The following is a 23,734-nucleotide window of genomic DNA, read 5'->3' as shown; positions in this document are numbered from 1 at the left end:
AAATTAAAGCTAGTTTAAAAAAAATTGCAAATGGAATATTCATTACGAATATTCACGGTTAAGAATAAGAAATTAATTGTTGTCATGTTAAAGTTTGAAGCATTTACAAAATGCCAACAACGAACAACGAACAACGAACAACTAAAAAATGGCTACAAAATCATTAAAAGCGACAGGAAACGATTTAGCAGTTTCCAATAAGCAATTAGAAATATTGAATGGAGGAATTTTTGCTGATGGCGAGCTTCCTTATTTTAAAGATAAAATTGCCGAAATTGGACATTTTCCTTTACGACCTAAAAAGTTGGAAATCTTACAAATTAATGTGGGTTACATGTGTAATCAAGTTTGTGAACATTGCCACGTAGATGCTGGTCCTGATCGTAAAGAAATTATGACTCGCGATACCATGAAACAATGTTTGGAGGTCATTAAAAATACAGGAGCTCATACTTTAGATTTAACTGGTGGAGCACCAGAAATGAATCCTGATTTTGAATGGTTCGTAGAAGAAGCTGCAAAAGCAGGTATTAAAGATTTCATTGTTCGTTCTAACCTTACTATTATAAGAGCAAATAAAAAATATTATCATTTACCAGATTTCTTTAAAAAGCATAACGTACACGTTATTTCTTCAATGCCACACTATACACGTGGTAAAACAGATAAGCAAAGAGGAGACGGTGTTTTTGATAAGTCAATCAAAGCATTGCAAGAACTAAACGCAAGAGGTTATGGTATGCCAGGTAGCGATTTAAGGCTGGATTTAGTCTATAATCCATCAGGTGCATATTTACCAGGTGACCAAGCAGCTATGGAAAAGGATTTCAAAAAAGCTTTAAAAGAAGATTTTGATATTCAATTTCATAACCTGTTTGCAATTACCAATTTGCCTATAGCACGTTTCTTAGATTATTTGATAGCCTCAGAAAACTATGAAGATTATATGTATGCTTTGGTAGAAGCATATAATCCCTCAGCAGTAGAAAATGTAATGTGTACCAATACGATATCTATTAGTTGGGATGGATGGTTATACGATTGTGATTTTAACCAAATGCTAGACCTAAAAGTAGCTAGTAAGGTGAAACATATTAAAGATTATAACGAAGATCTATTGAACGATAGAAACATTATCATATCACAGCATTGTTATGGTTGTACAGCAGGTGCCGGTAGTAGTTGCCAGGGGACTGTTGCTTAATCTTAAAAGCAGTTTCATTTAAAACAAAAAACACCAGGTTAATACGTTAGCTTGGTGTTTTAATTACTAGATATTGTACATATCTACTCCTCTAAAAACAGTTCTAATTGTTTGTGAAACAGTAAAATGCTACTAATACTTTTTTGGTCTATTCTTTGACAATTAAAAATAGCTGTTTCTAATTGCTGCATCATCTTATTAAAACCCCCGTTTTCAAAAATTAATCCATGCTCTTTTTTTAATTCTCCATTTTCTACCAAAGCCTCCTTTAATTCTTGAATAGATTCAATATTTGGCATTGGAACAAAATCTAATTTATCTAAATTGTTAACTTCCTCGTTTAACGAATCAAATGATTTTTTTACGCTTGCGGTTAAAGAGTGTATATGTTCTTTGGTTACTTCACCAATATTCTGAACCTCAATTACACGATTGTAAATTGTATTCTTGGTAGTAGTCATATTTCTATAGAACATAGATAACGTTTCATGTTGTTTATAAAGTCGTTGCAATTGCTCTTCTTTACCATCTTTTCTAGCCAACAGAATAAAAAACGCACAAAAAGAATAATCCCAATTTTCAAAGCTTTGGTTAAAATGCTCCTCCCTTTTGTTTAGTAAAAAATTATATCCATTCTCTAATGTTTTCTTATTATACTCTACCCCTTTAAAAGAAAAAGTCTTTTCCTTAGTTGTACCTTGAGCAATATTTTGAGCTTTGACAATTAAAGTTTCTATTTCATTAATTGGTAGCATTAAATCTTTTAATTCAGATTTTAAGCTAGCTAAAACCTTCTTTGTAGGCGTACCAATTTCTAGTAACGCAGCTGATAACTTTTCCGCATTGGGAATTTGAAAAAATCGGTTAGAAAATGTATTCTCATATTCTTTGAACAATTCTGCTCCCCGGGTTTCGGACTTTATAAACCCTTCTAATACTTCAGATGATTGCCATTCTTTTGGAACTTGGTTTAAATACATTTTATAAAGCAATAAAGTCATTTCCATCTGAATTTCTTCTCTACTTTCAAACAAATTCCAAGGAGACCTCTCATCAATTTCACAAAAAACATATGGTGATTTAGCACTATTCTCTCGCTTATCATTAGGCGGGTGACTAGTATACATGCCTACCTTAGAATGTTCTGAAGCAGAAAAATACTTTTTACCACCTCTAATGTCCGTAGGCAATTCTTTAAGTGCTTTACCTTGCTCAACAGCATTTCTTTTATTGGCCAAACCGTTATTGGCATAAAGGTTTTTAACGAAAATGTTCTTTTTGCCCGCCAAAATACCATTGTTCATAGTTATACCCCATGCTTCTGAGCCTCCGTCTAATTTCCAAAGTGCGGAAATAATTGCATCACTACCAGAAGTTTTAACGGCAACCTTATCTGCATTAAATTCCATTTCTCTGGACAATGAAGAATACATTAAATTCAAAAACTGATAAAACAAATTTAGAATTTGTCTTATAACCCATATCATTGGTGTAATTACCCAAGCCGCAGCAGAAAGCCTAATGTCAGATGCACGCCATTGATCAAGAGCATCATCCCACTTATCCCTTTCAAAAATCATGTCATGAATAATGGTATTAGCAGATATAATATAACTCCCGATCTTCATGCTACGTTGAGCAAAATGACCAAATTCATGACTAATTACCGCTTTAAATTCAGATAGGTTAAGACAATCTGTAAGACCCATACCAATAGTTAATTCCTTTCTTATTGGTAAAAATAAACTTAACCACATATTGCTATATGATACATAAGCATTGACATCAGGATCCATATAGATAGCCTTAGGCTTTGGTGCACCTGTTTCCTTGCATATCTGATCAATAAAACTCCATAACAATTTATTTTTTTCTTTAACCAATTTAATACGGTTTACCGGTTTATGGTTTTTGAGCTTAAAAATAAACTTGAGTGTAAAAACAAAAAGCATTGCTGCCCCTGCAATTGCACCTACCTTAAGAATAATAGTAAACTTATTAATATGCCCCATATCATAGATGACCGCATAGTAAAGCAAATAACCCAATGCTGTTACCATTGCAGCATAAAGCGCAAAAAATAATACAATGGCCAGTATAGCTAAAAATGATTTCAATTGATAGCTGCTTGTTAAACCAGTTAGCTTTTTAGGGATTTCAGTAGGACTTGTTGGGTAGAAAGAGTTGGTCATTTATGGTCGATTATTGGTTTTGGTACGAATCATAAACTTTTATAAACAAGATTTATTTTAATCCTATTCAAGAAATATCTTAAGGTTAATATGGCATTATGTAGGTTAATGCAATAATTTGTATACCAACTTGTTAGTCTGTTTTAATATTGAAAATGTTGTTCTTTGACCAATTTTTAAACATTCATCGAAAAAATATTGCATTTCATCCAATTTTATAAATAATCTTAGGAGGTAAACTGTTGTATAAAAAGACCACATGGTCGGATTTACCCAAATCTACATATTATGAACAAGAGCCTTAAGCGCATGGCAACCATGCAACGTTTACAGAACACCGGATTAGAATTGTTTTATGCCCAAGGGTATTACGATACTAGTATAGATGATATTCTAAAAAAACTAGACCTTTCTAAAGGTGCTTTTTATTATCACTTCGAATCTAAAGAAGATTTTTTTATACAAATTATAGAAAATCTTCTTGCACGTAAAATATACAGCACATTAATAGAACCTATTGAGGGTCATGATAATCCATTAACACTTATTACAAAATGTTTCGACGATGCCTTGGAAACCGCAGTTCATAATGAAATGGATTATGGTTGTGTTCTAAGTAATTTTTTGGCCGAATTCAATGGTAAGAATGATGTTGTTATGCGTCATCTAAATGAGATTGTTACTGTATGGGAGGTAAATCTAGTAACTGCTCTACAAAAAGGAAAATTTAATGGCTATTTAGACCGCCATGCAGATTGTGAAGCTGCAGCTACTTTTATAATGAGTTCTTATTTCGGAGTAAGAATTTTAATGACAAGTGCAGCTCCTTCTTCTAAAAAATATCGATTTATGTCTCAGATACGTCAATACTTTAAAAGTATAGAAGCTAAGCCCGTAAATTCTTAAACCGAAACACTTAAAATTTCACTGATTTTCTGAACGATTGTTTCAGGTAATATTGTTTCCATTACATTATCATAACCATCGGGATATTTATTACCATAAATAGAAGTGGGTATAGCAGGATATTTTTTTCTGTCGGATAAAAGGGCATGATGCTCTGGCTGATTAAAAGGCGAGAAACCTGCATACGGATGCGTAACGCCCCATATTGTTACGGTTGGCACACCATACATTGCAGCTAAATGGGCATTCCCACTATCCATCGCTAACATTAACTGAAGATTAGATATTAAGCTCAATTCGTCTGAAAATGACAATTTGCCTGCTGCATTTGAGCAATTGTTAAATTGAGATTCCCATTTTGCTAAAACCTCAATTTCCTTTTTCCCTCCTCCAAATAAAACTATTGAATATTTATTGGAAGCGTTAAGATCACTTAAAACTTTCTCCATCAATGGTAATGGATACATTTTCCCGCTAAAAGCCGCAAACGGGGCAATACCAATTTTCAACTTTCCTTCAAAATTAATCAAGCTATTTGCAGACTCAGGAATTGGTTTTTTAGATAAGGTTTCAATCTCACTTATTGTAACAGGATAACCAAGCTTGCTAAAAACCTCAGCATAGCGTTTAAAAGTAGTTGGTAAAGGGCTAAAAGATGTTCGTTTTGGATTTACCAAAGCTTTCTTAGCTGCCCTTCCCTTATCCACTTGAATTAATGGAATGGCAGATAGTTTAAAAAACTGTTTTAGAATAGAACTACGAAGAACATTATGCAAGTCTGCAACTACATCAATCTGTAACGCTTTTAATTCTTGGTATAATTTCCAAAGACCCAAAATGCCTTTGTGCTTTCCTTTTACATCAGCATTATAGACCTTTACATTAGGTATGTTGGCAAATATTGGCGCAGTAAAGGCTTTTGTTAAAACGGTGATTTTTACTTCGGGATATTTTTTAATGACACCCATAATAACAGGCACGGTCATAGCAACATCACCCATTGCGGATAGTCGAATGACCAGAATATGAATAGTTTTATTTGTTGCCACGAAGGATGGGGTTTAGTTCCTCATCATTATACATCTTCATTTGCTTATATACCTTCATATATTTCACACCACTTTCAATATCTGCAAGCAACTGGTCTATAGCTAAAGAAAGGTCGTTTTTCTGTTCAAGCAAGATTTCTAATTTAGCTTGGCATTTTTCTCTATGTTCTAAAGAAGCATCTGCTCTAGTAGCCTCTTCATTCATATGATAGACTTTCAACGCCAAAATAGATAGGCGATCAATTGCCCAAGCAGGACTTTCTGTATTAATAGTAGCATCTGCCTTAACATCTACCGATTGGTATTTATTAAGAAAATAACTATCAATGAACTCCACCAAGTCAGTTCTGTCTTGATTACTAGCATCAATTTTACGTTTTAAAACCAAGGCGTCGTCTGGATTTATATCCGGATCTCTTATGATATCCTCATAATGCCATTGAACGGTATCAATCCAGTTTTTGCGATAAAGCAAATGCTCTATATCCTCTTTCGAATAAGGATTATGAAAACTTTGATACACATCATCTACTATGTGATATTTTTTAATACTGATATTAAAGATATTAAATGCGAATTCGCTAAACATATGAGCTGTTTTTAACAAAGATAAAGTTTAAAGCATAAACCTAAAGTTTCACAACAAAAACTATGATGGGTATTAAAATACTAGAAACAAGAATTAATTCTAGAAACTTGGGTTTCTTAATAGATTCAAGATAGTTGACGATGAAAATTACCGAAGGAAAAAAGGTAATCATCACGGCATTGTTATTTTCAGAAGTAACTAGCACGTTAACGACCAAGCCTATTACAAACGAAAATGCAATAAGTCTCATAACAATAACCTTACCCACACCCGATTTACTCAAGTGTACAAAAGCAGAAAAAGCAAGAGCTATATTGAATAAGGCATATAATGTCATTTTTAGGCTAGTCCACCATTTAATGGGGAATATAGCGTCATAGTTAATTGCAAAATCATAATGCTCTAGAATAAAATTAGGTTTGTCAAGTAAAACTAATATACCATACAGTATAATGAGAAAACAAAAGCCTACCGATATGATTACCAACCAATTTCGAATGTTTTTTGGTTCATAAATATATATTGCGACAAAAACTAATAGCAAATAAAGCAAAGCCCATTCATAGAAAACACTTGAAATGCAGATCCAGAGTGAGGCGTCAAAAATTTTAAGTTTAATATTCTTTAGAGATTTAATACTTAGCAATCGCCTCATCGCGAGCAATAAGAAAAAACTGGTGAAAATGGCATTATTATCACCTAGCGTCTCAGGGAAAACCACAAAAAGCAGGGTGAAAAACAAAATTGCAAAAGAATTTGTACTCGTAAGTTTGTTACGTTTAACAACAAAGTCAACAATAAAGACACTGAATAATAAAATGGTCAAAATACCGATTGACGGGGCAATTTCCACATTGCTCATCGATAAATCAAAGAAGTAAAATTGGACTGACCAGTAGAAAAGAAACAAAAAAACCAGAAGAATGATGAAATTCACCGGTTTTGTTTTCTCAAAAATGCTTGAAATCATCTAAGCTTTTTATATTTTTGCTGGTAAATATAGTAATAAGATGAAATCATTTTTTGAAGGTATCGCAGATTTGTTCGTAAATGTACTATTTGCACCGTTAGATTTTTTACGTTTTGCAGATAGCTGGGCTTTGGCAAATATCTTAAACTGGGTATTTATGCTAATAGGTTCTGTAGCATTTGTGTATTGGATGCTTCAATTGAAAAAATATAACGATAATGGTGAAGAAGATAAGTCGAGTACTTCTCACTCTTACTTATAATATCAAATTAAATCTGTTATCAGTTTTTAATCTTTAAAAACTGATAACAGATTATTGATTAAAGATCAAAACCTAGATCTTTTCTATAATTCATTCCTTCAAAGGAAAGTTTTTCTACATTTTTATACGATTGCGCCAGTGCTGATTTAAAATCACTGCCAAAAGAAGTAATCGCCATTACCCTACCACCGTTAGTAACTACTTTACCATCTTTAAGTGTAGTACCTGCGTGAAATACCAGTGATTCTGTAATAGAATCAATACCGGTGATTTCTTTTCCTTTTTCGTATGAACCAGGGTAGCCACCAGAAACAGTCATAACTGTAGTAGCTGTTCTAGTATCTAACTGTAAATCTATACCAGATAATTTCTGATCAGCAACAGCTTGTAGCAATTCTACCATATCATTCTGAATACGCGGTAAAACTACTTCAGTTTCAGGATCACCCATTCTAACGTTGTATTCAATAACCTTAGGGTCATCACCAACTTTTATGAGTCCGATGAAGATAAAACCTTTATAAGGCATATTATCCTTTTTAAGCCCTTCTACCGTAGGTTTTACAATTCGCTGCTCAATCTTATCCATAAAGGACTTACTTGCGAAAGGAACCGGTGAAATAGCTCCCATACCGCCAGTATTGAGTCCAGTATCACCTTCACCTATTCTTTTGTAATCTTTTGCTGTAGGTAGCACTTTATAACTATCACCATCGGTTAGCACAAAAACACTTAGCTCTATGCCATCAAGAAACTCTTCAATTACAACAGTTGCACTAGCAGCACCAAACTTCTCATCAACCAACATTGATTTTAATTCAACCTTGGCTTCGTTTAAGTCATTGAGAATAACTACGCCTTTACCAGCAGCCAATCCGTCAGCTTTTAAAACGAACGGAGGATTTAATTCTTCCAAAAATTTAAAACCGTCTTCAACAGTCTCAGCCGTAAAACTTTTATACTGAGCGGTAGGTATTTCATGACGCATCATAAATTCTTTCGCAAACTCTTTACTACCTTCTAAAGTAGCCGCTAATTTCTCAGGACCGATAACTGCCACTTTTTTTAATTCTTGGTCACCAAGAAAAAAATCATGAATTCCGTTTACCAAAGGATCTTCTGGGCCAACCATAACAAGTTCAATATTCTCCTTTAAAACTAATTTCTTAATAGCTTCAAAATCATTTACACCAATTGGTATGTTTGTTGCGATTTTTTCTGTACCAGCATTTCCTGGTGCCACAAAAAGTTTTGATAATTTATTACTTTGAGCCAACTTCCAAGCAAAAGTATGCTCGCGACCACCTGATCCTAGAATTAAAATATTCATTTTATCAATTTTTGCAAAAATATTCCTTGCTCTTTTAAATTTTTATTTAGTAGAGAAATCTCTATGCTCTTTCTTCTGTAAGTCCTCTTGAGACAACGATTTGAAATAATCGTATACGATTTTTAATCCTTCTACCCTGTGTACTTTTGGTTCCCAGCCCAGAATTTCCTTCGCTTTTGTAATATCGGGTTGACGTTGTGTAGGATCATCTTGAGGAAGCGGTTTGTAAATGACTTTTTGTTTGGTACCAGTTAAAGCTATAATCTCCTCAGCAAATTCTTTGATAGTTGTTTCATGCGGATTTCCAATATTAACCGGATCTGTATAATCACTAAATAGCAATCGGTATATTCCTTCTACTTGATCATCGATATAACAGAATGACCTACTTTGAGAACCATCTCCGAATACGGTTAAATCTTCGCCTCGTAGCGCTTGCCCCATAAATGCAGGAACAACCCTACCATCATTTAAACGCATTCTAGGACCATAGGTATTAAATATACGAACGATACGTGTATCTAGTCCATGATGTCTATGATAAGCCATTGTAATGGACTCCATGAAGCGCTTGGCTTCATCATATACACCGCGTGGACCTATTGGGCTAACATTGCCGTAATACTCTTCATTTTGAGGATGAACTAAAGGGTCCCCATAGACTTCAGAGGTAGATGCTACTAATATTCTTGCGTCTTTTTCTTTTGCCAGTCCTAATAGATTTAGCGTACCTAAAGACCCTACTTTTAAAGTTTCAATCGGAATCTTCAAATAATCAATGGGACTTGCGGGTGATGCAAAGTGCAAGATATAATCCAACTTCCCTTCTAAATGAACGAAGGTAGAAACATCATGGTGATGAAACTCGAAATGCTCTAATGGAAAAAGATGAGCTATGTTTTTTAAATCTCCTGTAATAAGATTGTCCATTCCAATGACGTGGAAACCTTCAGCAATAAAACGGTCGCACAAGTGAGAACCTAAAAAACCAGCGGCACCTGTAATTAATATTTTTTTCATAATAATTCTAGTAGGCTTTTTCTTCTCCCTTAAATAAGTTTGTGACAGTTTGAATAATAATACCTAAATCCAATAACAAAGACCAATTTTCTAGATAGAATATGTCGTATTTAACTCTATTGATTATATCTGTATCTGCCTCTATCTCTCCTCTAAAGCCGCTAACTTGAGCCAAGCCAGTAATACCTGGCTTTACACTGTGTCTTAACATATATCTATTGGCTTTCTTCATATAAACTTCAGAAAGGGAGACCATGTGTGGTCTTGGTCCTACTACAGACATTTGACCAAAGAATACATTATAAAACTGAGGCATTTCGTCTAAACTAGTCTTTCGAATGAATCTTCCTATTTTAGTAACTCGCATATCGTTCTTTGTAACATGCAAAGCATCATTACTCCGGTTAACTGCCATCGACCGATATTTAAAACAATAAAACTCACGATTATCTAGACCATGTCTTTTTTGCAAAAACAACGTTGGCCCTTTAGACTCCAACTTGATTAAAATAGCCAGTAACGGTGTTAACCAAGACAAAACAAGCAATATAACTACAGAAGAAAAAACAATATCAAACGCTCTCTTGACAAAAGCATTGATTGAATCATGTAATGCTATTTTTCGTAATGACAATATAGGAATGTAATCGTAATACTCATACTTTAAATTCCTAGCGAAAATATCTTTATTATCTGGTATAAATTTAAGAGTCCTTAAGTTATTTTCTGCAAAATTAACTAGATGTGTTATTTGATCATTAGACAATTCTGCAACAGAAAAATAAATCTCGTCAATATTATTTTCAACCACATACTCCAAACACTTCATTAAAGAAAAATTCTTATCTCTTACTGAAAATTTGGCTTTAAAGTTTAAGCCATAATCTAACTTAGTTTGAAAGATTTTTATAAGCTGTCTAGTTTTTGCATTATCACCAATTACAATGACACTTCTACCATTTCCTTTCAATAAAACTCTAAATTTTTTTAAAAGGAAAAAGCCCAAATATTTAAACAAAAAAACGACTGTAGTTACATAAAGAACATATGATGCTAAAGCCATTCTACCAACATGCGGTTGCTTAAAAAAGCCTATAAATGCATATAAGACCACAATAAACATTAAGACCTGTTTAATTAACAGAGAAAAAAGTTGTATTAAACGAGTTTGCCGTTCAACTTCGTAAAAACCATTTTTGACGGCTATAATTATCCACGAAAGTGTAACGTATCCAATAAACAAATATTGATTAACTAAGTAAATCTCAAAAAGCGATACTCCATAAATAAGTATAGCCAAATCAACCAGAGACATTAAAGGTTTAATTAACTTAGACCATCTTCCTTTTCTATACTTCAAATCTGTAAATTTAGATTTAAATGACCATAAGACAGGTCATGTTACGTTTAATTATTTTTAGATACGCAAATTAGATTATTCTTGCCTAAAAACCTTGTTTTAACTTATTTTGACATTTCAGAATTAAAGAAAACCTAAAAAAGTAATAAAACTAGTTTCTAAATTGCTTTAACACATTCTTATTTATTTCTTTTCTGTCCTTATCAAAAAACCAACCCCACTTGTTAAAATACTTAATCATTGACGTAATATGATAATATAGCAATTTAATACTTTTATAAGAACCCCTGCCATGCTGGTGAACTATAGTAACCTCAGGATAATATACTGTCTTAAAATGCTTATAAATTCTTCTCGTTAAATCAATATCTTCAGGATACATGAAAAAACGTTCATCAAAACCATCGACAATTTTAAAAACTTTGGTATTAATAAACATAAAACAGCCCATTAAGTAAGGGACCTCTACAATACGATTAAAATCAAAAAAATGGAATTCATAATTAAAATCCATTTTTGCTTTCAAAGATTTAGATGGAATAAACCTCCGCACAATAAGATTTGCGGGAGAGGGTAACAATTTAGCCGAATATTGAATAGAACCATCGGGGTTAAGAATCTTTGGTGCCAAAAGTCCAATGTCTTGATTTTTTACCATAAAGTCATAAATAGCATTAAGTATACTAACATCAAAATTTACATCGGCATTTAAAACCAAATGAAATTCTGCTATATCTTTCGCACATTTAATTGCAATATTATGACCTGATCCAAATCCTACATTTTTACCAGAATGTATATATTCTATTCGATCGTCTTTTTTAATTACTAACTCTAGTTTATTGGTTGGTGAATTATCAACAAAAAATAATTTAGTTTTAAGGTCTAACCTCAATATTGTCTCAGAAATATTTGAAATTTCCTCTTCATCTGTATTGAATAATACAACAGATACGGTTAAATTATAGGTCATGGTTTTTTGTCAAATTCATTAGTAATTTCATTTGCTGGAATGCTAGTCAACATCATAAATAAAAAACATAACACAAACAAGGGTTTTGAGGTTTGTAATATGGACTCAGTTAAAAATACGTAACAAAGACCAAATATAAATAAAACCATCGTCATCGTTTTATTCTGAGCCATACGTCTTAAATAAATACCAATCGTTATAATGAGCAACAATAAACCTATAAAACCAATTTCAGTCAAAAAGGTAATAAACTGATTATGGGCATGATTTAAGGATTCAGGTATTACTCCTCTTCCTTCATGCATGAATTCTGGAGTATGGAGGATATTATCAGAACTACCAAGCCCATAACCAAAAAGAGGTTTATCTTTAATTGCCTCCCAGCTCACAGTCCACAAATCAAATCTACTGCTATCAAAATAATCAATAAAGGAAAACAAAAATATTGCGGTAATTAAAAAAACAGAAACATTAAAAATAATTCGCCACTTTAAACTTCCTTCTATCAGAATATTTATTAAAAAGATAAGATAAACTAATAGCGAAATCCTAGCACCAAAAAGAATTATGGTACCTAGTAACAAGAAATGATAAGAAATTACCACACTTGTTTTTTGATTTTTAAATAAACAACCATATTTTAATGGCAGTAATCCTACAATACCAAAGAAAGTTAAGAAGACAGCATGGTCATAATAAAGCCAGTTTCGAATATTACCACTATAAATTTTTATCTCATTAAAATAGTCCCCAATACTTAACCCAAAAACAGAACTAAAATTCAGTAAAAACGACAAGCCTGTCGTAACAAATAAAGCATTTAAAATCAGAAAAAAATAGACATAACTACTAGATAATTTTCGTCCATTGATAATACCACTACAAATAATAATTGCAAATAGTACTAAAGCTAATTGATTGTCAATTACTTTTAACTTGGTTGGTCTTCCAATTATAAGCGTAAGAATAAATAATGTTGTTAAAAGTAAACCTTCAAGATTTTTAATCTTGAATTTTCTGTCGCGTATGTCTAAAGAGATTGCATAAAGACAAATTATTATAGACAAAAAGGTTGTCCAAGCAATTTTCAAAGGAATGCAGATGATAAACAATAACAATAATATATCTAACGGACTTGGCTTAAACCTAATATACCATCTCTTTATATATAAACTTAAAAAAATTAAAAATGGCATTAACAACGCTGGCAGCCTTAAAGGGTGGTTGTCTAATATAATTTTAACAAATGGATCAAAGACTATATATGGGTCATACGGTTCTTTATTAGGCATCATAATCATGCTATTCTCCCTTTTATTTAATCTTACAGAACCACTATTGGTAAAAATATGTTCAAATAATTGCTTTTGTTTTAGCTTTAAAAAAGTATTCCCGTACTTTATTTGCATACTATCTATTTCTAATAAAGAAATTCCTGGTTTATTTCCAAAATCAAGCCTAAAATTAGTTAATAATTTATTAGTTTGGGGAATCTTGAATATAGCAACATTATTTACACTACTATCAATTTGAACTTTATTTTCTGTATTAAACTTATCTGTAAATGAGTAATATAAAGTAGACCGGAAGTCTACGTTACGAGAGAAATAAAATTGAACATCTACAATGTTAGACTTTATGGAATTCTTTATATCTCGTACTAATAACAACTGTAGCAGCACACCTGCTATAATTGTGGATATTAGTAGAATTATAAATGTAAGATTATTTCGTTTTAAAATCATAAAAGTCTTTGCAATAAACTTTTTGCCAAATTATACCGCATTTTTAATTTCTTAAGTAATGTATTAGTACTTTTCTCTCCAGTTTCAGATGCATTATTACCATGTCTTCGATAATAAATCAGTGGTTTATTAATGAAAAAGGTTTTGCCTGTAATTTCTGCTATCGACGAAATCCAAGCATCATGCATATAAATTTGAGATGGAAATGGAAGTGCCGTCTTCAAAATCGCGCTTTTAAAGGCCATTGTTGCCCCTATATAATTATTCTTAATAAAATTACGAACCAACCCTGTTCTATTCTTATTTCCACTGTAAAGCAATGTGGTTTCTAATATATTCTCCTTAAAAACAGAAGCATTTGAAAAAACTAAATCATATTCTTTAAGGTATAATAAGGTTTCAGCAATTTTGTTAGGGTACCAAATATCATCTTGATCGGCAAGAAAAATAACATCACCTTTAGCTTTGCCTAAAGCATTCTCAAAATTCATTATAATACTTCTCTTTCCTGAATAAAATAGTTTAATTCTATTATCATTAAAAGTTTTAATTATGTCCAAAGTTTTATCCGTAGACCCATCATCAGAAATAATCAATTCGTCATTCTCTTTTAGTTGAGAAACTATTGAAACTAATTGTTTTCTTATGAACTCCTCGCCGTTAAAAACAGCCATACATACAGATATCATCATGATTTTATGACAATTTTTTTGTTTTCAAAAAAAGCGAAAATAACACAATAAGCTAGTTGAAATGAAATGCCTGTTACAACTAACATATTGGCAAAAATATTTAACAAAATTATTACCGAGAGTATCGACAAGGTTGTTATATGATAACTACTGCTCTTCGGTACTAAAAACAATAGTATCGCTAAATATATTAATAGATTAAAGATAAAGAGTAAATAGGGCCCAAGCCAACCTAAATATGAAATAGATTTTGCATAAGTTGTACCTACGGTTAACCAAGGTATTAGCCTTTTCAAATCTCTTTGTACAATATTAAAAGGTCCTCCCAGGTTTTTAGAAATTATTTGTGGAAGATTTTCGTAGAAAATAAATCCAACAAAATCTTTATCTACTTTACCTGTCTTATCAACCGTATTCTGAAAATTAGCAAGTGGAGATGCTACATACAAGTATGTCCAATAAAACTCTTTAGGAATTGAAGATTCCATAAAATCTTCATTAGCCATACTTTGATCATAGATATAATCGCCTCCAGACCTAAGGTTACCAAGTACTCCAAATAAATAAAGTGCTCCCGCGCCTAAAAACAAAAGTTTAATTTGATTTTTAAACTTTAAATTATTGGAGTAATGAATATAAATAAAAATAGAAGATAGAAGACCTAGCATTAATATACTTCTACTTAAAAATAATAATGCAGGTATATATAAAAGAAAATTTATCTTTAAAAGGTTTTTATTTTTAGTTGATAAATACGTGGAGAAAGTATGTGCTATAAGAAAAGAATTAAAAGAAATTAAAATACCGTGCAGTATTGGAATACCAAATTCTAAATAATGGACTCCTGTTTGATTTAATAATTTAGATAGCAAAGGAATACCACCTTCAACAACAAATTCTACCAAATAAAAAAATAGCAAAATAAAAGCACATTGAATAATTAGCTTTGTTTTGGTCTTTGAGAATGTTTTGCGAACCAATTTGAGATAGTCTACCATTAATCCAAAAAAACCAAAAGAAATAAACGTAATAGTAAAGAAAACTATCATCATTACAGAAATCTTTGGATACAATGCACTCCAATCTAGCATATAAACTAGAAATGAAAATGTAAATCCTATCAAATAAATGTATAATGGATTACGTAATAGTCTGTACATCTAAAATTTAATTATACAACACCCTTGTCTTTGAGTATTTTGTTTAGAATAGTTAGTTTTTGATGTTTTTTCATTAAAAAGGCAATTAAAATTCCCCAAAAAACAAACATAAAAATACTTAAATAAATATTATGAATATTTATTAGTCTGTCTAATACCACAAATAAAAATGCTATCAAAACCACAGTAACATTTGGAGCTGTTATAATATTAATTTTCGGAAAATCTATTCTAGAATACCATTGATAACCAACAAATAATAGCAAATGAACGATAACACTTATCCAAGCAGACCCAACAATTCCATAATACGGTATTATTATTAAATTAAAGGCTATACTTGCTATCATGCTTAAAAATACCACCTTCACTCTATTTACCTGATTATTTGAAATTGTAAGTAATGTACCATAAATAGAAGCACTTGTACGCAATAATATTACTATGCTTAAAGGTAAAACTAAAGGATACGCTTCTATATATTCGGCAGTGTATAAAATATTTATTATTTCCCTGTAAAAAAATGTAAAAAACAAAAACAGAGAACTACCTAAGACAAGTAGTAAGTAAAGTACATTACCTGATAATTCATCAATAGATTGATCATTAGCATACTTTGATGAAAGGTATGGCAAAAGCACGTTAGACGCCACGTCTGAAACTATTAAGAATATATATATTATTCTGAATATTGATTGATACAAAGCAACATCTTCTGCATTTAGTAATAACGCTATTATTTGTGTGTCGACAGTAAAATAAAATGTGCCAAAAATAAAATGTGCACCATAAGACCAACTGTATTTTAATAAATGTTTTTGTATCCCTACATTAAACCAATTTTTAATAAAAATTTCTTTACAGTATAATATAGTAACTACTAATTGAAATAGCTTTGCAACAATCATATACTTAATAAATTCAATTGTTGTTAATTGATCCTTATAAATTAAAAAAACAAGTAATGAAATTACAGTCGCATAGGCTATTATTGAAAATGATGCATCTTTAAATTTATTCTTAACTCTTAATACTGCTTGTAAATAAAGTACATAAGCACTTACAACAGCAAATAAGACAAACAACTGACCTATAACTAGCCATTCACCTGCATAAAACACATATAGATACAATAGAAATAGACCACAAAAAAATACAATAAGTACAATTTTTTGGGCAAGAGAGTTTAAGATATACTCACTATTTGGAAATAGCTTTTGAGGATAATCTTTCATAATCATTAAAGACTGACCAAAATCTAAACAAGTTGCTAGTAATGTTGAAAATGAAAAACCAAAACTTAAAATTCCAAACTCCTCAATGGTCATTATTTTAGCAAGCAAAATAAAAACAATACCTCCTGTATATATTTGAAGAAATGCGGCTATAGATTGCCAAAAAATATTCTTAGATACAGTTGCCATTAATTTAGTCTATTTGTATTGTTCCTTCTATGCCTGCAACTATATTACGGCTCACGCCTAATTCATCCATCCAATTTTTAACAATTAATGTTTTCCATGGACCACTGTCATAACCTTTTGCATCCAAGTTATTTTCCCATAGCCATTTAGGCGTAGGCCAAAGTGCAATATTTGCAGCAATTGCAGAATAAAAATCTTTTGATACACCATCCTGTCCGTGGTGGGACATTTGTATATAATTGGATTGTAAAGATGCCAATTCGTTATTATTTAAAACAATTTCACCACCTTCAATACCAAGATCCCCAACAAATAAAACACTTTTAGTTTTACTTTTCACTTGAAACACCAAAGATGAGTTGTTAACATGATTAATTAAAATTTTTGGGTTTTTAATACCTAATATGTTTAATTCCACTCCCTCACCTAAATTTAGCACATCGCCAATTAATGGTTCTAGCTGTTGAATATCTGTTTTATCAATACGGGTATAGAATTCGTTGGCAAAAGAATGAGAAAGCTCTTCATGAACTCTAATTAGTTCTAAATCTAACCTTGAATAAATAACGCTTTCTATGTTTATATTTATTTCATTTTTAGATAGAATAGAATTTAAAGCACCTGCATGGTCTTTATGAGGGTGAGTAATTACCCAATAATGAACAGTACCGCCAAGTTGTAAAATGTAATTATATAATAAATCTGAGATATTACTATCTCCACCATCAATTACAATAGTTTTATCATCATCAGTTTTAATTATATATCCCATTTGCGAAACATCTTTATACTGATCTAACTGCCACAAGGTAAAGTCTTGAGTTCTATCAGGAAATAATTCTATATCCAAAATAAGTGAATCTTCCTTATAACAACTTAAAAAGAGTAATAGAAAAATGGAAATAAAATAAACTTGTATTCTCATTTTTTATTTGAAAGACCTATTAAAGATTGAACTACTCTTTCAGAATTATTAGCATCATGGTATTTATTATACAATGTGTTTTTTTCCTTGATCAATATATTATTATTAATGTCACACCAAACATTCTTCAAGTGAAACATAATTTCCTTCCAGTTTTTTGCCATTGGACCTGATATAGCATTGTCATATTCAAAATAAAGTTCCCTTGATTGAGACATGTATTCTTGCAAATCAAAAGCTGCAAAAATCATAGGTCTTTCTGTCAACAAAAAATCAAAAAACACACTAGAATAGTCGGTTATTAAGGCATCCGCATCTTTAAGCATAAAGTTAATATCAGATGTAGTATCACTATCCTTTAAATGAATTATTCTAGATAGAGGGTTTGTAGACGTAATTCCCTTTTTTGACTCGACAAAGTGACCCTTATTTATTAAGACAATATTCTCTTTTCTTAAAAAATCTTCAATAAAATTGATATTAAAATCTGGTTGAGTAAATATATTCTTAGGCGTTTCACTATTTCTAAAAGTAGGTAAATAATAAACTAATTTGGCATTTGGAAAACGTTCCAGAACATTTAAATTGAACGAATCTTTCTTAGTATTATAAAAAACATCATTTCTTGGACACCCGGTTTCCAATACCTGAGTATTATCAACTTTAAATGAAGCAGCCATTTTATCTGTAAAAACCGCAGCATTAGAAATAACAAAATCATAATTAAATTCGTAAGAAATAGAAAATATATTTTTAACTATTTTACTATAAAAAAAACTATTTACTTGAGAGTATTTATCATCAGCTCCTATTTTCTTTAAGGGACTACCATGCCATAGGTTTACGGTAGTAGATCCGTTAATAAAAAATTCATTTACGTCTTGTTTTCTTGATGTAACGAATACGAATTTTGCTTTTAAGCAATACCAAACACCTTTAAGGCTCCATTTCATATAGGTTTCATAACCTAAAGTCTTATTAGAATTAAATATGTCTTTATTTGTGGTAATCCAAATCGCTCTAATATCGGGATAATTCTCATGAATGTACTTGAATAAATACATACTATTGTCAGAAAACCTTTCTCCATACCATGCTCCAAATATCCACAGTTTTTTATTTCTTGATATTAGTAATTGCAAATACCAAAACGGCATAAAAATTAAGTAAGTAAAATATTTAAAAAGATTTGAGTACATTAAAAAAGTAATTTATTAATCTTTAAGTATGGACTTAAGCTTTGTTGTAGAAATACCTTCAGTCCTTTCAAAATAATGTACTTGACAAAATTCTGAAAGAAAATCGAATTTTCCACGCCAATCATCTCCCATCACAAAAATGTCAACATTATTCTTGGTCACATCATCTACTTTTTGTTCCCATTCATTTTCAGGAATCACTAAATCAACATACTCTATAGATTCAAGCATTCTCTTTCTTTTATCAAAAGAAAATTCACATTTTTTACCTTTCAACAAGTTAAATTCATCTGTAGAAAGACCTACAACAAGTCGGTCTCCTAAAGATTTTGCTCTTCTTAATATCTCAACATGCCCGTAATGAAAAAGGTCAAACGTGCCATAGGTAAGAACTGTTTTATAATTGTTTTCCATTAACTCATCAAAAACAATATCCATTTTATTTTCTGAAGGGCTATTAAAAAAGTTTGCCATACGCGTAAAAATGGGCAACCTTTTCTTTAATAAGTCTGGCATTGCCTCATCAATCATATTTAATGTTTTAATTCCTTCTAATACAACTGAATGATTAGTAAAGTCTGAATTAAAAAAACCTTTACCAATTAATAGTCCCAAAGTTCTATTTCTGCTTAAATCATTTAATGCTGTTAAACCTAAGTCTCCAAATCCTGCACTTAAAAGCAAGGTTTCTTCCCTTCCTCCAAGTCCCTTTAATATAATTTTAATCTCTGCAAAACACTTTGTTAATATCATAAACCTCGTGTTCGCTGAGTTATATTGACCATCAACATAACCAAGAAAAATTGCGTAAATATTTTTAAGTGCACTTAACAGTTCTACACCTCTGATATCAGTAGTATAATCAATATAGATGTTAGTATTCTTTATAATACTAGTTATTATATTATACTGCTCCTTATAATCATAACCTAAAGTCAACAGAGTTGGTGCAGAATCTATCATTTCAGATGCAAATGATGCTCCTTTTAACGATACAACGTTATCAACAGATAAAACTTCTCGAATTAATTCAACAATAGTTTTATTATTATTTAAAATACCTTTAGATAAGTTTACAATTAGTACATCTTTCTTCAAATAAGGTTTTATTTTTTCTAATTCCCCTGCTATAAATTTAGTCGGCAAGGCAATCATTATAACAGTAAATTGGTTTATGTATTTATAATCAATTGTAGATTTTAGAGCTGGATTTAATTTTTTATTAGGAAAATAAGTATGGTTTGTATGTTCTTTCACCAGTTCTTCATGTCTAGAAGAAGATCTTTGAAAAAGATATATTTCATTTAAGGAATTATACGCCAATTGACTACCTACAGCTGTACCAAATGCTCCGCCACCTAAAATTAATATTTTCATTTTCTACTTTATTATTTTCCTAAAACGATTTTATTGTTAAAATACACTCCCTTAAACTTTCCCTCCAATAAGGTATTTTAATACCTAGACTCAATTTAATTTTTGACTTATCCATTACACTAAATGTAGGTCTTTTAGCTGGTGTTGGGTATGCTTCAGTTCTTATTGGTGATAATTCAACTTTAGTTTTACTAATATCAAATATGGCTTCAGCAAAATCATACCAACTAGCAACTCCCTCATTACTATAATGAAAAACTCCAAATTCAGGTTCTTTCATATTTATAACAGCAATAATAACTTCTACTAAATCTACGGCATAGGTTGGTGTGCCTATTTGATCAGCAACAACTCCTAAACTATCTCTTTCTGCACCTAATCTAAGCATAGTTTTTAAAAAATTATTACCATACTCTGAATATAGCCATGAAGTTCTAATTATTATATGTTTCTCCCAAGATTCGGCTATAGCAATTTCACCTTTAAGCTTAGTTTGCCCGTAAACACAGATAGGGGTTTCCTTATCTTCCTCAGAATACAAAGAAGTTTTCTCCCCGTCAAAAACAAAATCTGTTGAGATATGTATTAATATCGTATTAAATAAACTACAAACTTTAGAAAGGTTTCTAGCACCAACAACATTAACCTTTGTAGCAGCTTCTATATCAGTTTCTGCTTTATCAACGGCTGTATAGGCTGCACAATTAATGCAATAAGAGATATCATTCTTCTTAAAAAAATCATTAACTGCATTATAATCTGTTATATCTAATTGCTTAGAACTAACAAAAAGAAAATTTAAATCACCTTGCTCCTCGCTTACTTCTTTAAGACAGGTAGCTAGTTGTCCATTACCTCCCGTTACAAGGATATTTTTCATAATCTAGCCTTATTTAAAGTTGGCAAGATTAAATCCTTTTCAGATACTTTAATTTGATCCGAATCTACTTTCCAATCTATCTCTAAAGTTGAATCGTTAAAAATGATTCCACCTTCAGATTCTTTATTATAGTAATTATCACATTTATAGAAAAATTCAGCCGTTTCAGATACTACAGAGAAACCATGCCCAAAACCTCTTGGAATAAACAATTGTCTTTTATTTTCACCACTTAATTCAATAGCTACATGTTGTCCATAAGTAGGAGAACTTTTTCTTAAATCAACAGCTACATCAATAACAGTTCCATGCAAAACCCTAACTAATTTTGCTTGTGCATATTCTCCTAATTGATAATGAATTGCTCTTATAACGCCTTGCTGAGAAAATGATTGATTGTCTTGAACAAATTCTACGTTTGTTCCAATGCCTTTATTAAATCTTTCTTCATTAAACGATTCAAAGAAATAACCTCTATCATCGGCAAATAAAGTTGGTTCTATAATAAAACAACCCTTTAACTTAGTCTCTATAAAATTCATTGATTTTTATTTAAAATACCTAGAAGATTTTTGCCGTAACCACTCTTCATTAAAGGTTCTGCCAGCGCTTTAAACTGATTTTTATCTATATATCCCATTTCATAAGCCGCAGCTTCAATTGCACCAATCTTAAGTCCCTGGCGTTCTTCAATTACCTCAACAAATTGAGAAGCCTGCATTAACGATTGAAATGTACCGGTATCTAACCAAGCTGTACCTCTATCCAAAATACTTACGCTTAGTTTACCTTGTTTTAAGTATTCTTTGTTTATATCTGTAATTTCTAATTCACCTCTTGGACTAGGCTTTATGTTGGCAGCTATTTCAACTACATTATTATCATAAAAGTATATACCCGGAACCGCAAAATTAGACCTTGGCTCAATAGGTTTTTCTTCAATGCTAATTGCAACGCCATTTTCATCAAATTCAACTACACCATATCTTTCTGGATCATGAACTCTATAAGCATAAATAATCCCACCAACTGGATCATTATTGCTCTGTAATAGTTTTGCCAAACCAGAACCATAAAATATATTATCTCCTAATACAAGGGCAACTTTCTCTTTGCCAATAAATTCAGCACCTATTATAAAAGCTTCAGCCAGCCCGTTTGGAGCATCTTGAACTGCATATGAAAAAGAGCAACCAAATTTTTTCCCGTCTCCAAGCAAATCTTCAAAAAGTGGTAAATCTTTTGGCGTAGATATTATTAGAATTTCCTTAATACCCGCATACATTAAAGTTGACAACGGATAGTAAATCATCGGTTTATCATAAATAGGCATTAACTGTTTACTAACTGATAGTGTTAGTGGGTGAAGCCTAGTTCCTGATCCTCCTGCCAAGATTATTCCTTTCATACTTTTTGGTTTGATATGGTTAAACTTATGTATACATTTTTTTATAATATTCTTTATAATCACCAGAGGTAACATGACTTAACCAATCTGAATTATCAAAGTACCAATCTACCGTTAATTCTAGACCTTCTTCAAAAGTTACAGAAGGTTTCCAACCTAGCTCCTTATTTATTTTAGTAGCATCAATGGCATATCTTAAATCATGCCCTGGTCTGTCTTTTACGTAGGCTATTAACTTCTCTGATTCACCTTCGGCTCTGTTTAATTTTTTGTCCATAACTGAACAGAGTAATTTTACTAAATCAATATTCTGCCATTCATTAAAACCTCCGATATTATAGGTGTCGTGATTTTTACCTTTATGAAAAACCAAATCAATGGCTCTTGCGTGATCTTCCACAAAAAGCCAATCTCGAGTATATTTACCGTCGCCATAAACTGGAAGAGATTTATTTTCCATTATATTATTTATGAATAGTGGAATAAGCTTTTCTGGAAAATGATATGGTCCATAGTTATTAGAACAATTGGTAATCACATATGGTAAACCATATGTTTCCCCATAGGCTCTTACAAAATGATCAGAACCTGCTTTGGAAGCAGAGTATGGTGAATTTGGATCATATGCTGTTGTTTCTGTAAACAAGCCTTGTTCACCTAAAGCACCATAAACTTCATCTGTGCTTACATGATAAAATCGTTTTCCTTCAAAATTATCTTTCCATGCATTTTTAGCAGCATTTAAAAGGTTTACAGTACCAATAATATTTGTTCTTACAAAAGCAAGCGGGTCTTCAATAGACCTATCTACATGAGATTCTGCAGCCAAATGTATTACCCCGTCAAAGTCAACATCAGCAAACAACTTATTGATAAAACTTTCGTCTACGATATCTCCTTTAATAAACTTGTAGTTAGGCTTATCATCAATATCTTTCAAATTCTCAAGGTTGCCAGCATAGGTCAAAGCATCAAGATTATAGATATTATAATTTGGATAATTCTTTACAAACCTTCTAACTACATGAGATCCAATAAAACCTGCGCCTCCTGTTATTAATATATTCAT

General features: G+C 31.4%; 22 protein-coding genes. 3 read left to right on the top strand and 19 right to left on the bottom strand.

Annotated elements, in window-relative coordinates; translation table 11 throughout:
- Positions 1-148: 148 nt before the first annotated feature.
- Positions 149-1,204 carry an arsenosugar biosynthesis radical SAM (seleno)protein ArsS gene (gene arsS, locus Q0871_RS04525; protein WP_299318449.1) on the top strand — a complete coding sequence of 352 codons (1,056 nt, stop codon included), beginning with the start codon at positions 149-151 and terminating at the stop codon, positions 1,202-1,204.
- 83 nt (positions 1,205-1,287) lie between these two features.
- Here the strand turns inward: arsS and Q0871_RS04520 are convergent, their stop codons facing one another.
- Entirely contained in the window at positions 1,288-3,396 is a 2,109-nt protein-coding gene (locus tag Q0871_RS04520; protein ID WP_299318447.1) for a M48 family metallopeptidase, read from the bottom strand.
- Positions 3,397-3,684: 288 nt separating this feature from the next.
- Between Q0871_RS04520 and Q0871_RS04515 the strand changes: the two genes are divergently transcribed.
- Positions 3,685-4,302 carry a TetR/AcrR family transcriptional regulator gene (locus Q0871_RS04515; RefSeq protein ID WP_299318443.1) on the top strand — a complete coding sequence of 206 codons (618 nt, stop codon included), beginning with the start codon at positions 3,685-3,687 and terminating at the stop codon, positions 4,300-4,302.
- Here Q0871_RS04515 and Q0871_RS04510 read toward each other — a convergent pair.
- The 3 genes from Q0871_RS04510 to Q0871_RS04500 are packed head-to-tail and all read right to left on the bottom strand — an operon-like array spanning position 4,299 to position 6,910.
- Positions 4,299-5,351, bottom strand: coding sequence for a glycosyltransferase family 9 protein (locus Q0871_RS04510; RefSeq protein WP_367275127.1), 1,053 nt, complete (start codon positions 5,349-5,351; stop codon positions 4,299-4,301). The genes Q0871_RS04515 and Q0871_RS04510 overlap by 4 nt on opposite strands.
- Positions 5,338-5,940, bottom strand: a complete 603-nt coding sequence (locus tag Q0871_RS04505) for a DUF4254 domain-containing protein (protein WP_299318439.1) — start codon at positions 5,938-5,940, stop codon at positions 5,338-5,340. Before Q0871_RS04505 ends, Q0871_RS04510 begins: the two co-directional genes overlap by 14 nt.
- Before the next feature lie 40 nt (positions 5,941-5,980).
- Positions 5,981-6,910: a DUF6427 family protein gene (locus Q0871_RS04500; RefSeq protein ID WP_299318435.1), complete on the bottom strand. Its 930-nt coding sequence runs from the start codon at positions 6,908-6,910 to the stop codon at positions 5,981-5,983.
- A 40-nt stretch (positions 6,911-6,950) separates the two neighbouring features.
- Here Q0871_RS04500 and Q0871_RS04495 point away from each other — a divergent pair, with 40 nt between their 5' ends.
- Positions 6,951-7,172 (top strand): uracil phosphoribosyltransferase, encoded by a 222-nt coding sequence (locus Q0871_RS04495; RefSeq protein ID WP_299318433.1) that lies wholly within the window; start codon positions 6,951-6,953, stop codon positions 7,170-7,172.
- 58 nt (positions 7,173-7,230) lie between these two features.
- Here Q0871_RS04495 and purD read toward each other — a convergent pair whose 3' ends face one another.
- From purD to rfbB, 15 genes are all read right to left on the bottom strand, one after another.
- Positions 7,231-8,502, bottom strand: coding sequence for a phosphoribosylamine--glycine ligase (gene purD, locus Q0871_RS04490; RefSeq protein ID WP_299318431.1), 1,272 nt, complete (start codon positions 8,500-8,502; stop codon positions 7,231-7,233).
- A gap of 42 nt (positions 8,503-8,544) precedes the next feature.
- A complete protein-coding gene (locus tag Q0871_RS04485) occupies positions 8,545-9,522 on the bottom strand; it encodes a UDP-glucuronic acid decarboxylase family protein (protein ID WP_299318428.1) in 978 nt (325 codons plus the stop codon).
- A gap of 7 nt (positions 9,523-9,529) precedes the next feature.
- Positions 9,530-10,882, bottom strand: a complete 1,353-nt coding sequence (locus tag Q0871_RS04480; RefSeq protein ID WP_299318425.1) for an exopolysaccharide biosynthesis polyprenyl glycosylphosphotransferase — start codon at positions 10,880-10,882, stop codon at positions 9,530-9,532.
- Between the two features lie 151 nt (positions 10,883-11,033).
- Positions 11,034-11,855, bottom strand: coding sequence for a glycosyltransferase (locus Q0871_RS04475; RefSeq protein ID WP_299318421.1), 822 nt, complete (start codon positions 11,853-11,855; stop codon positions 11,034-11,036).
- On the bottom strand, positions 11,852-13,600 hold the full coding sequence (locus Q0871_RS04470) for an O-antigen ligase family protein (protein ID WP_299318416.1): 1,749 nt from the start codon (positions 13,598-13,600) through the stop codon (positions 11,852-11,854). Before Q0871_RS04470 ends, Q0871_RS04475 begins: the two co-directional genes overlap by 4 nt.
- Positions 13,597-14,292 carry a glycosyltransferase family 2 protein gene (locus Q0871_RS04465; protein ID WP_299318409.1) on the bottom strand — a complete coding sequence of 232 codons (696 nt, stop codon included), beginning with the start codon at positions 14,290-14,292 and terminating at the stop codon, positions 13,597-13,599. The genes Q0871_RS04470 and Q0871_RS04465 overlap by 4 nt, the downstream gene beginning before the upstream one ends.
- On the bottom strand, positions 14,289-15,197 hold the full coding sequence (locus tag Q0871_RS04460; RefSeq protein WP_299318405.1) for a hypothetical protein: 909 nt from the start codon (positions 15,195-15,197) through the stop codon (positions 14,289-14,291). The genes Q0871_RS04465 and Q0871_RS04460 overlap by 4 nt, the downstream gene beginning before the upstream one ends.
- A gap of 266 nt (positions 15,198-15,463) precedes the next feature.
- Entirely contained in the window at positions 15,464-16,876 is a 1,413-nt protein-coding gene (locus Q0871_RS04455) for an oligosaccharide flippase family protein (RefSeq protein WP_299318401.1), read from the bottom strand.
- 4 nt (positions 16,877-16,880) lie between these two features.
- The gene (locus Q0871_RS04450; protein ID WP_299318397.1) at positions 16,881-17,801 is read right to left on the bottom strand and encodes an MBL fold metallo-hydrolase; all 921 of its coding nucleotides are present in this window, start codon (positions 17,799-17,801) and stop codon (positions 16,881-16,883) included.
- Positions 17,798-18,958: a CDP-glycerol glycerophosphotransferase family protein gene (locus tag Q0871_RS04445; RefSeq protein WP_299318393.1), complete on the bottom strand. Its 1,161-nt coding sequence runs from the start codon at positions 18,956-18,958 to the stop codon at positions 17,798-17,800. Before Q0871_RS04445 ends, Q0871_RS04450 begins: the two co-directional genes overlap by 4 nt.
- 57 nt (positions 18,959-19,015) lie before the next feature.
- Positions 19,016-20,377 carry a glycerol-3-phosphate cytidylyltransferase gene (gene tagD, locus Q0871_RS04435; protein WP_367275125.1) on the bottom strand — a complete coding sequence of 454 codons (1,362 nt, stop codon included), beginning with the start codon at positions 20,375-20,377 and terminating at the stop codon, positions 19,016-19,018.
- 19 nt (positions 20,378-20,396) lie between these two features.
- Positions 20,397-21,257 carry a dTDP-4-dehydrorhamnose reductase gene (rfbD, locus tag Q0871_RS04430; RefSeq protein ID WP_299318391.1) on the bottom strand — a complete coding sequence of 287 codons (861 nt, stop codon included), beginning with the start codon at positions 21,255-21,257 and terminating at the stop codon, positions 20,397-20,399.
- Positions 21,254-21,799 (bottom strand): dTDP-4-dehydrorhamnose 3,5-epimerase, encoded by a 546-nt coding sequence (gene rfbC, locus Q0871_RS04425; RefSeq protein ID WP_299318388.1) that lies wholly within the window; start codon positions 21,797-21,799, stop codon positions 21,254-21,256. The genes rfbD and rfbC overlap by 4 nt, the downstream gene beginning before the upstream one ends.
- Positions 21,796-22,665, bottom strand: coding sequence for a glucose-1-phosphate thymidylyltransferase RfbA (gene rfbA, locus Q0871_RS04420; RefSeq protein WP_299318384.1), 870 nt, complete (start codon positions 22,663-22,665; stop codon positions 21,796-21,798). Before rfbA ends, rfbC begins: the two co-directional genes overlap by 4 nt.
- Positions 22,666-22,690: 25 nt before the next feature.
- The gene (gene rfbB, locus Q0871_RS04415) at positions 22,691-23,734 is read right to left on the bottom strand and encodes a dTDP-glucose 4,6-dehydratase (protein ID WP_299318380.1); all 1,044 of its coding nucleotides are present in this window, start codon (positions 23,732-23,734) and stop codon (positions 22,691-22,693) included.

This window comes from uncultured Maribacter sp., assembly GCF_947500985.1.
In the GTDB taxonomy this organism is placed as follows: Bacteria; Bacteroidota; Bacteroidia; order Flavobacteriales; family Flavobacteriaceae; genus Maribacter.
Note: the sequence above shows the minus strand (reverse complement) of the source record. Positions and strands in the feature narration are given on the sequence as shown.

Bases quoted from the DNA above. Each gene is read 5' to 3' on its own strand.
- arsS (WP_299318449.1), top strand. From the start codon at position 149: ATGGCTACAAAATCATTAAAAGCGACAGGAAACGATTTAGCAGTTTCC.
- Q0871_RS04520 (WP_299318447.1), bottom strand. From the start codon at position 3,396: ATGACCAACTCTTTCTACCCAACAAGTCCTACTGAAATCCCTAAAAAG.
- Q0871_RS04515 (WP_299318443.1), top strand. From the start codon at position 3,685: ATGAACAAGAGCCTTAAGCGCATGGCAACCATGCAACGTTTACAGAAC.
- Q0871_RS04505 (WP_299318439.1), bottom strand. From the start codon at position 5,940: ATGTTTAGCGAATTCGCATTTAATATCTTTAATATCAGTATTAAAAAA.
- Q0871_RS04500 (WP_299318435.1), bottom strand. From the start codon at position 6,910: ATGATTTCAAGCATTTTTGAGAAAACAAAACCGGTGAATTTCATCATT.
- Q0871_RS04495 (WP_299318433.1), top strand. From the start codon at position 6,951: ATGAAATCATTTTTTGAAGGTATCGCAGATTTGTTCGTAAATGTACTA.
- purD (WP_299318431.1), bottom strand. From the start codon at position 8,502: ATGAATATTTTAATTCTAGGATCAGGTGGTCGCGAGCATACTTTTGCT.
- Q0871_RS04485 (WP_299318428.1), bottom strand. From the start codon at position 9,522: ATGAAAAAAATATTAATTACAGGTGCCGCTGGTTTTTTAGGTTCTCAC.
- Q0871_RS04475 (WP_299318421.1), bottom strand. From the start codon at position 11,855: ATGACCTATAATTTAACCGTATCTGTTGTATTATTCAATACAGATGAA.
- Q0871_RS04470 (WP_299318416.1), bottom strand. From the start codon at position 13,600: ATGATTTTAAAACGAAATAATCTTACATTTATAATTCTACTAATATCC.
- Q0871_RS04465 (WP_299318409.1), bottom strand. From the start codon at position 14,292: ATGATGATATCTGTATGTATGGCTGTTTTTAACGGCGAGGAGTTCATA.
- Q0871_RS04455 (WP_299318401.1), bottom strand. From the start codon at position 16,876: ATGGCAACTGTATCTAAGAATATTTTTTGGCAATCTATAGCCGCATTT.
- Q0871_RS04450 (WP_299318397.1), bottom strand. From the start codon at position 17,801: ATGAGAATACAAGTTTATTTTATTTCCATTTTTCTATTACTCTTTTTA.
- Q0871_RS04445 (WP_299318393.1), bottom strand. From the start codon at position 18,958: ATGCCGTTTTGGTATTTGCAATTACTAATATCAAGAAATAAAAAACTG.
- tagD (WP_367275125.1), bottom strand. From the start codon at position 20,377: ATGAAAATATTAATTTTAGGTGGCGGAGCATTTGGTACAGCTGTAGGT.
- rfbD (WP_299318391.1), bottom strand. From the start codon at position 21,257: ATGAAAAATATCCTTGTAACGGGAGGTAATGGACAACTAGCTACCTGT.
- rfbC (WP_299318388.1), bottom strand. From the start codon at position 21,799: ATGAATTTTATAGAGACTAAGTTAAAGGGTTGTTTTATTATAGAACCA.
- rfbA (WP_299318384.1), bottom strand. From the start codon at position 22,665: ATGAAAGGAATAATCTTGGCAGGAGGATCAGGAACTAGGCTTCACCCA.
- rfbB (WP_299318380.1), bottom strand. From the start codon at position 23,734: ATGAATATATTAATAACAGGAGGCGCAGGTTTTATTGGATCTCATGTA.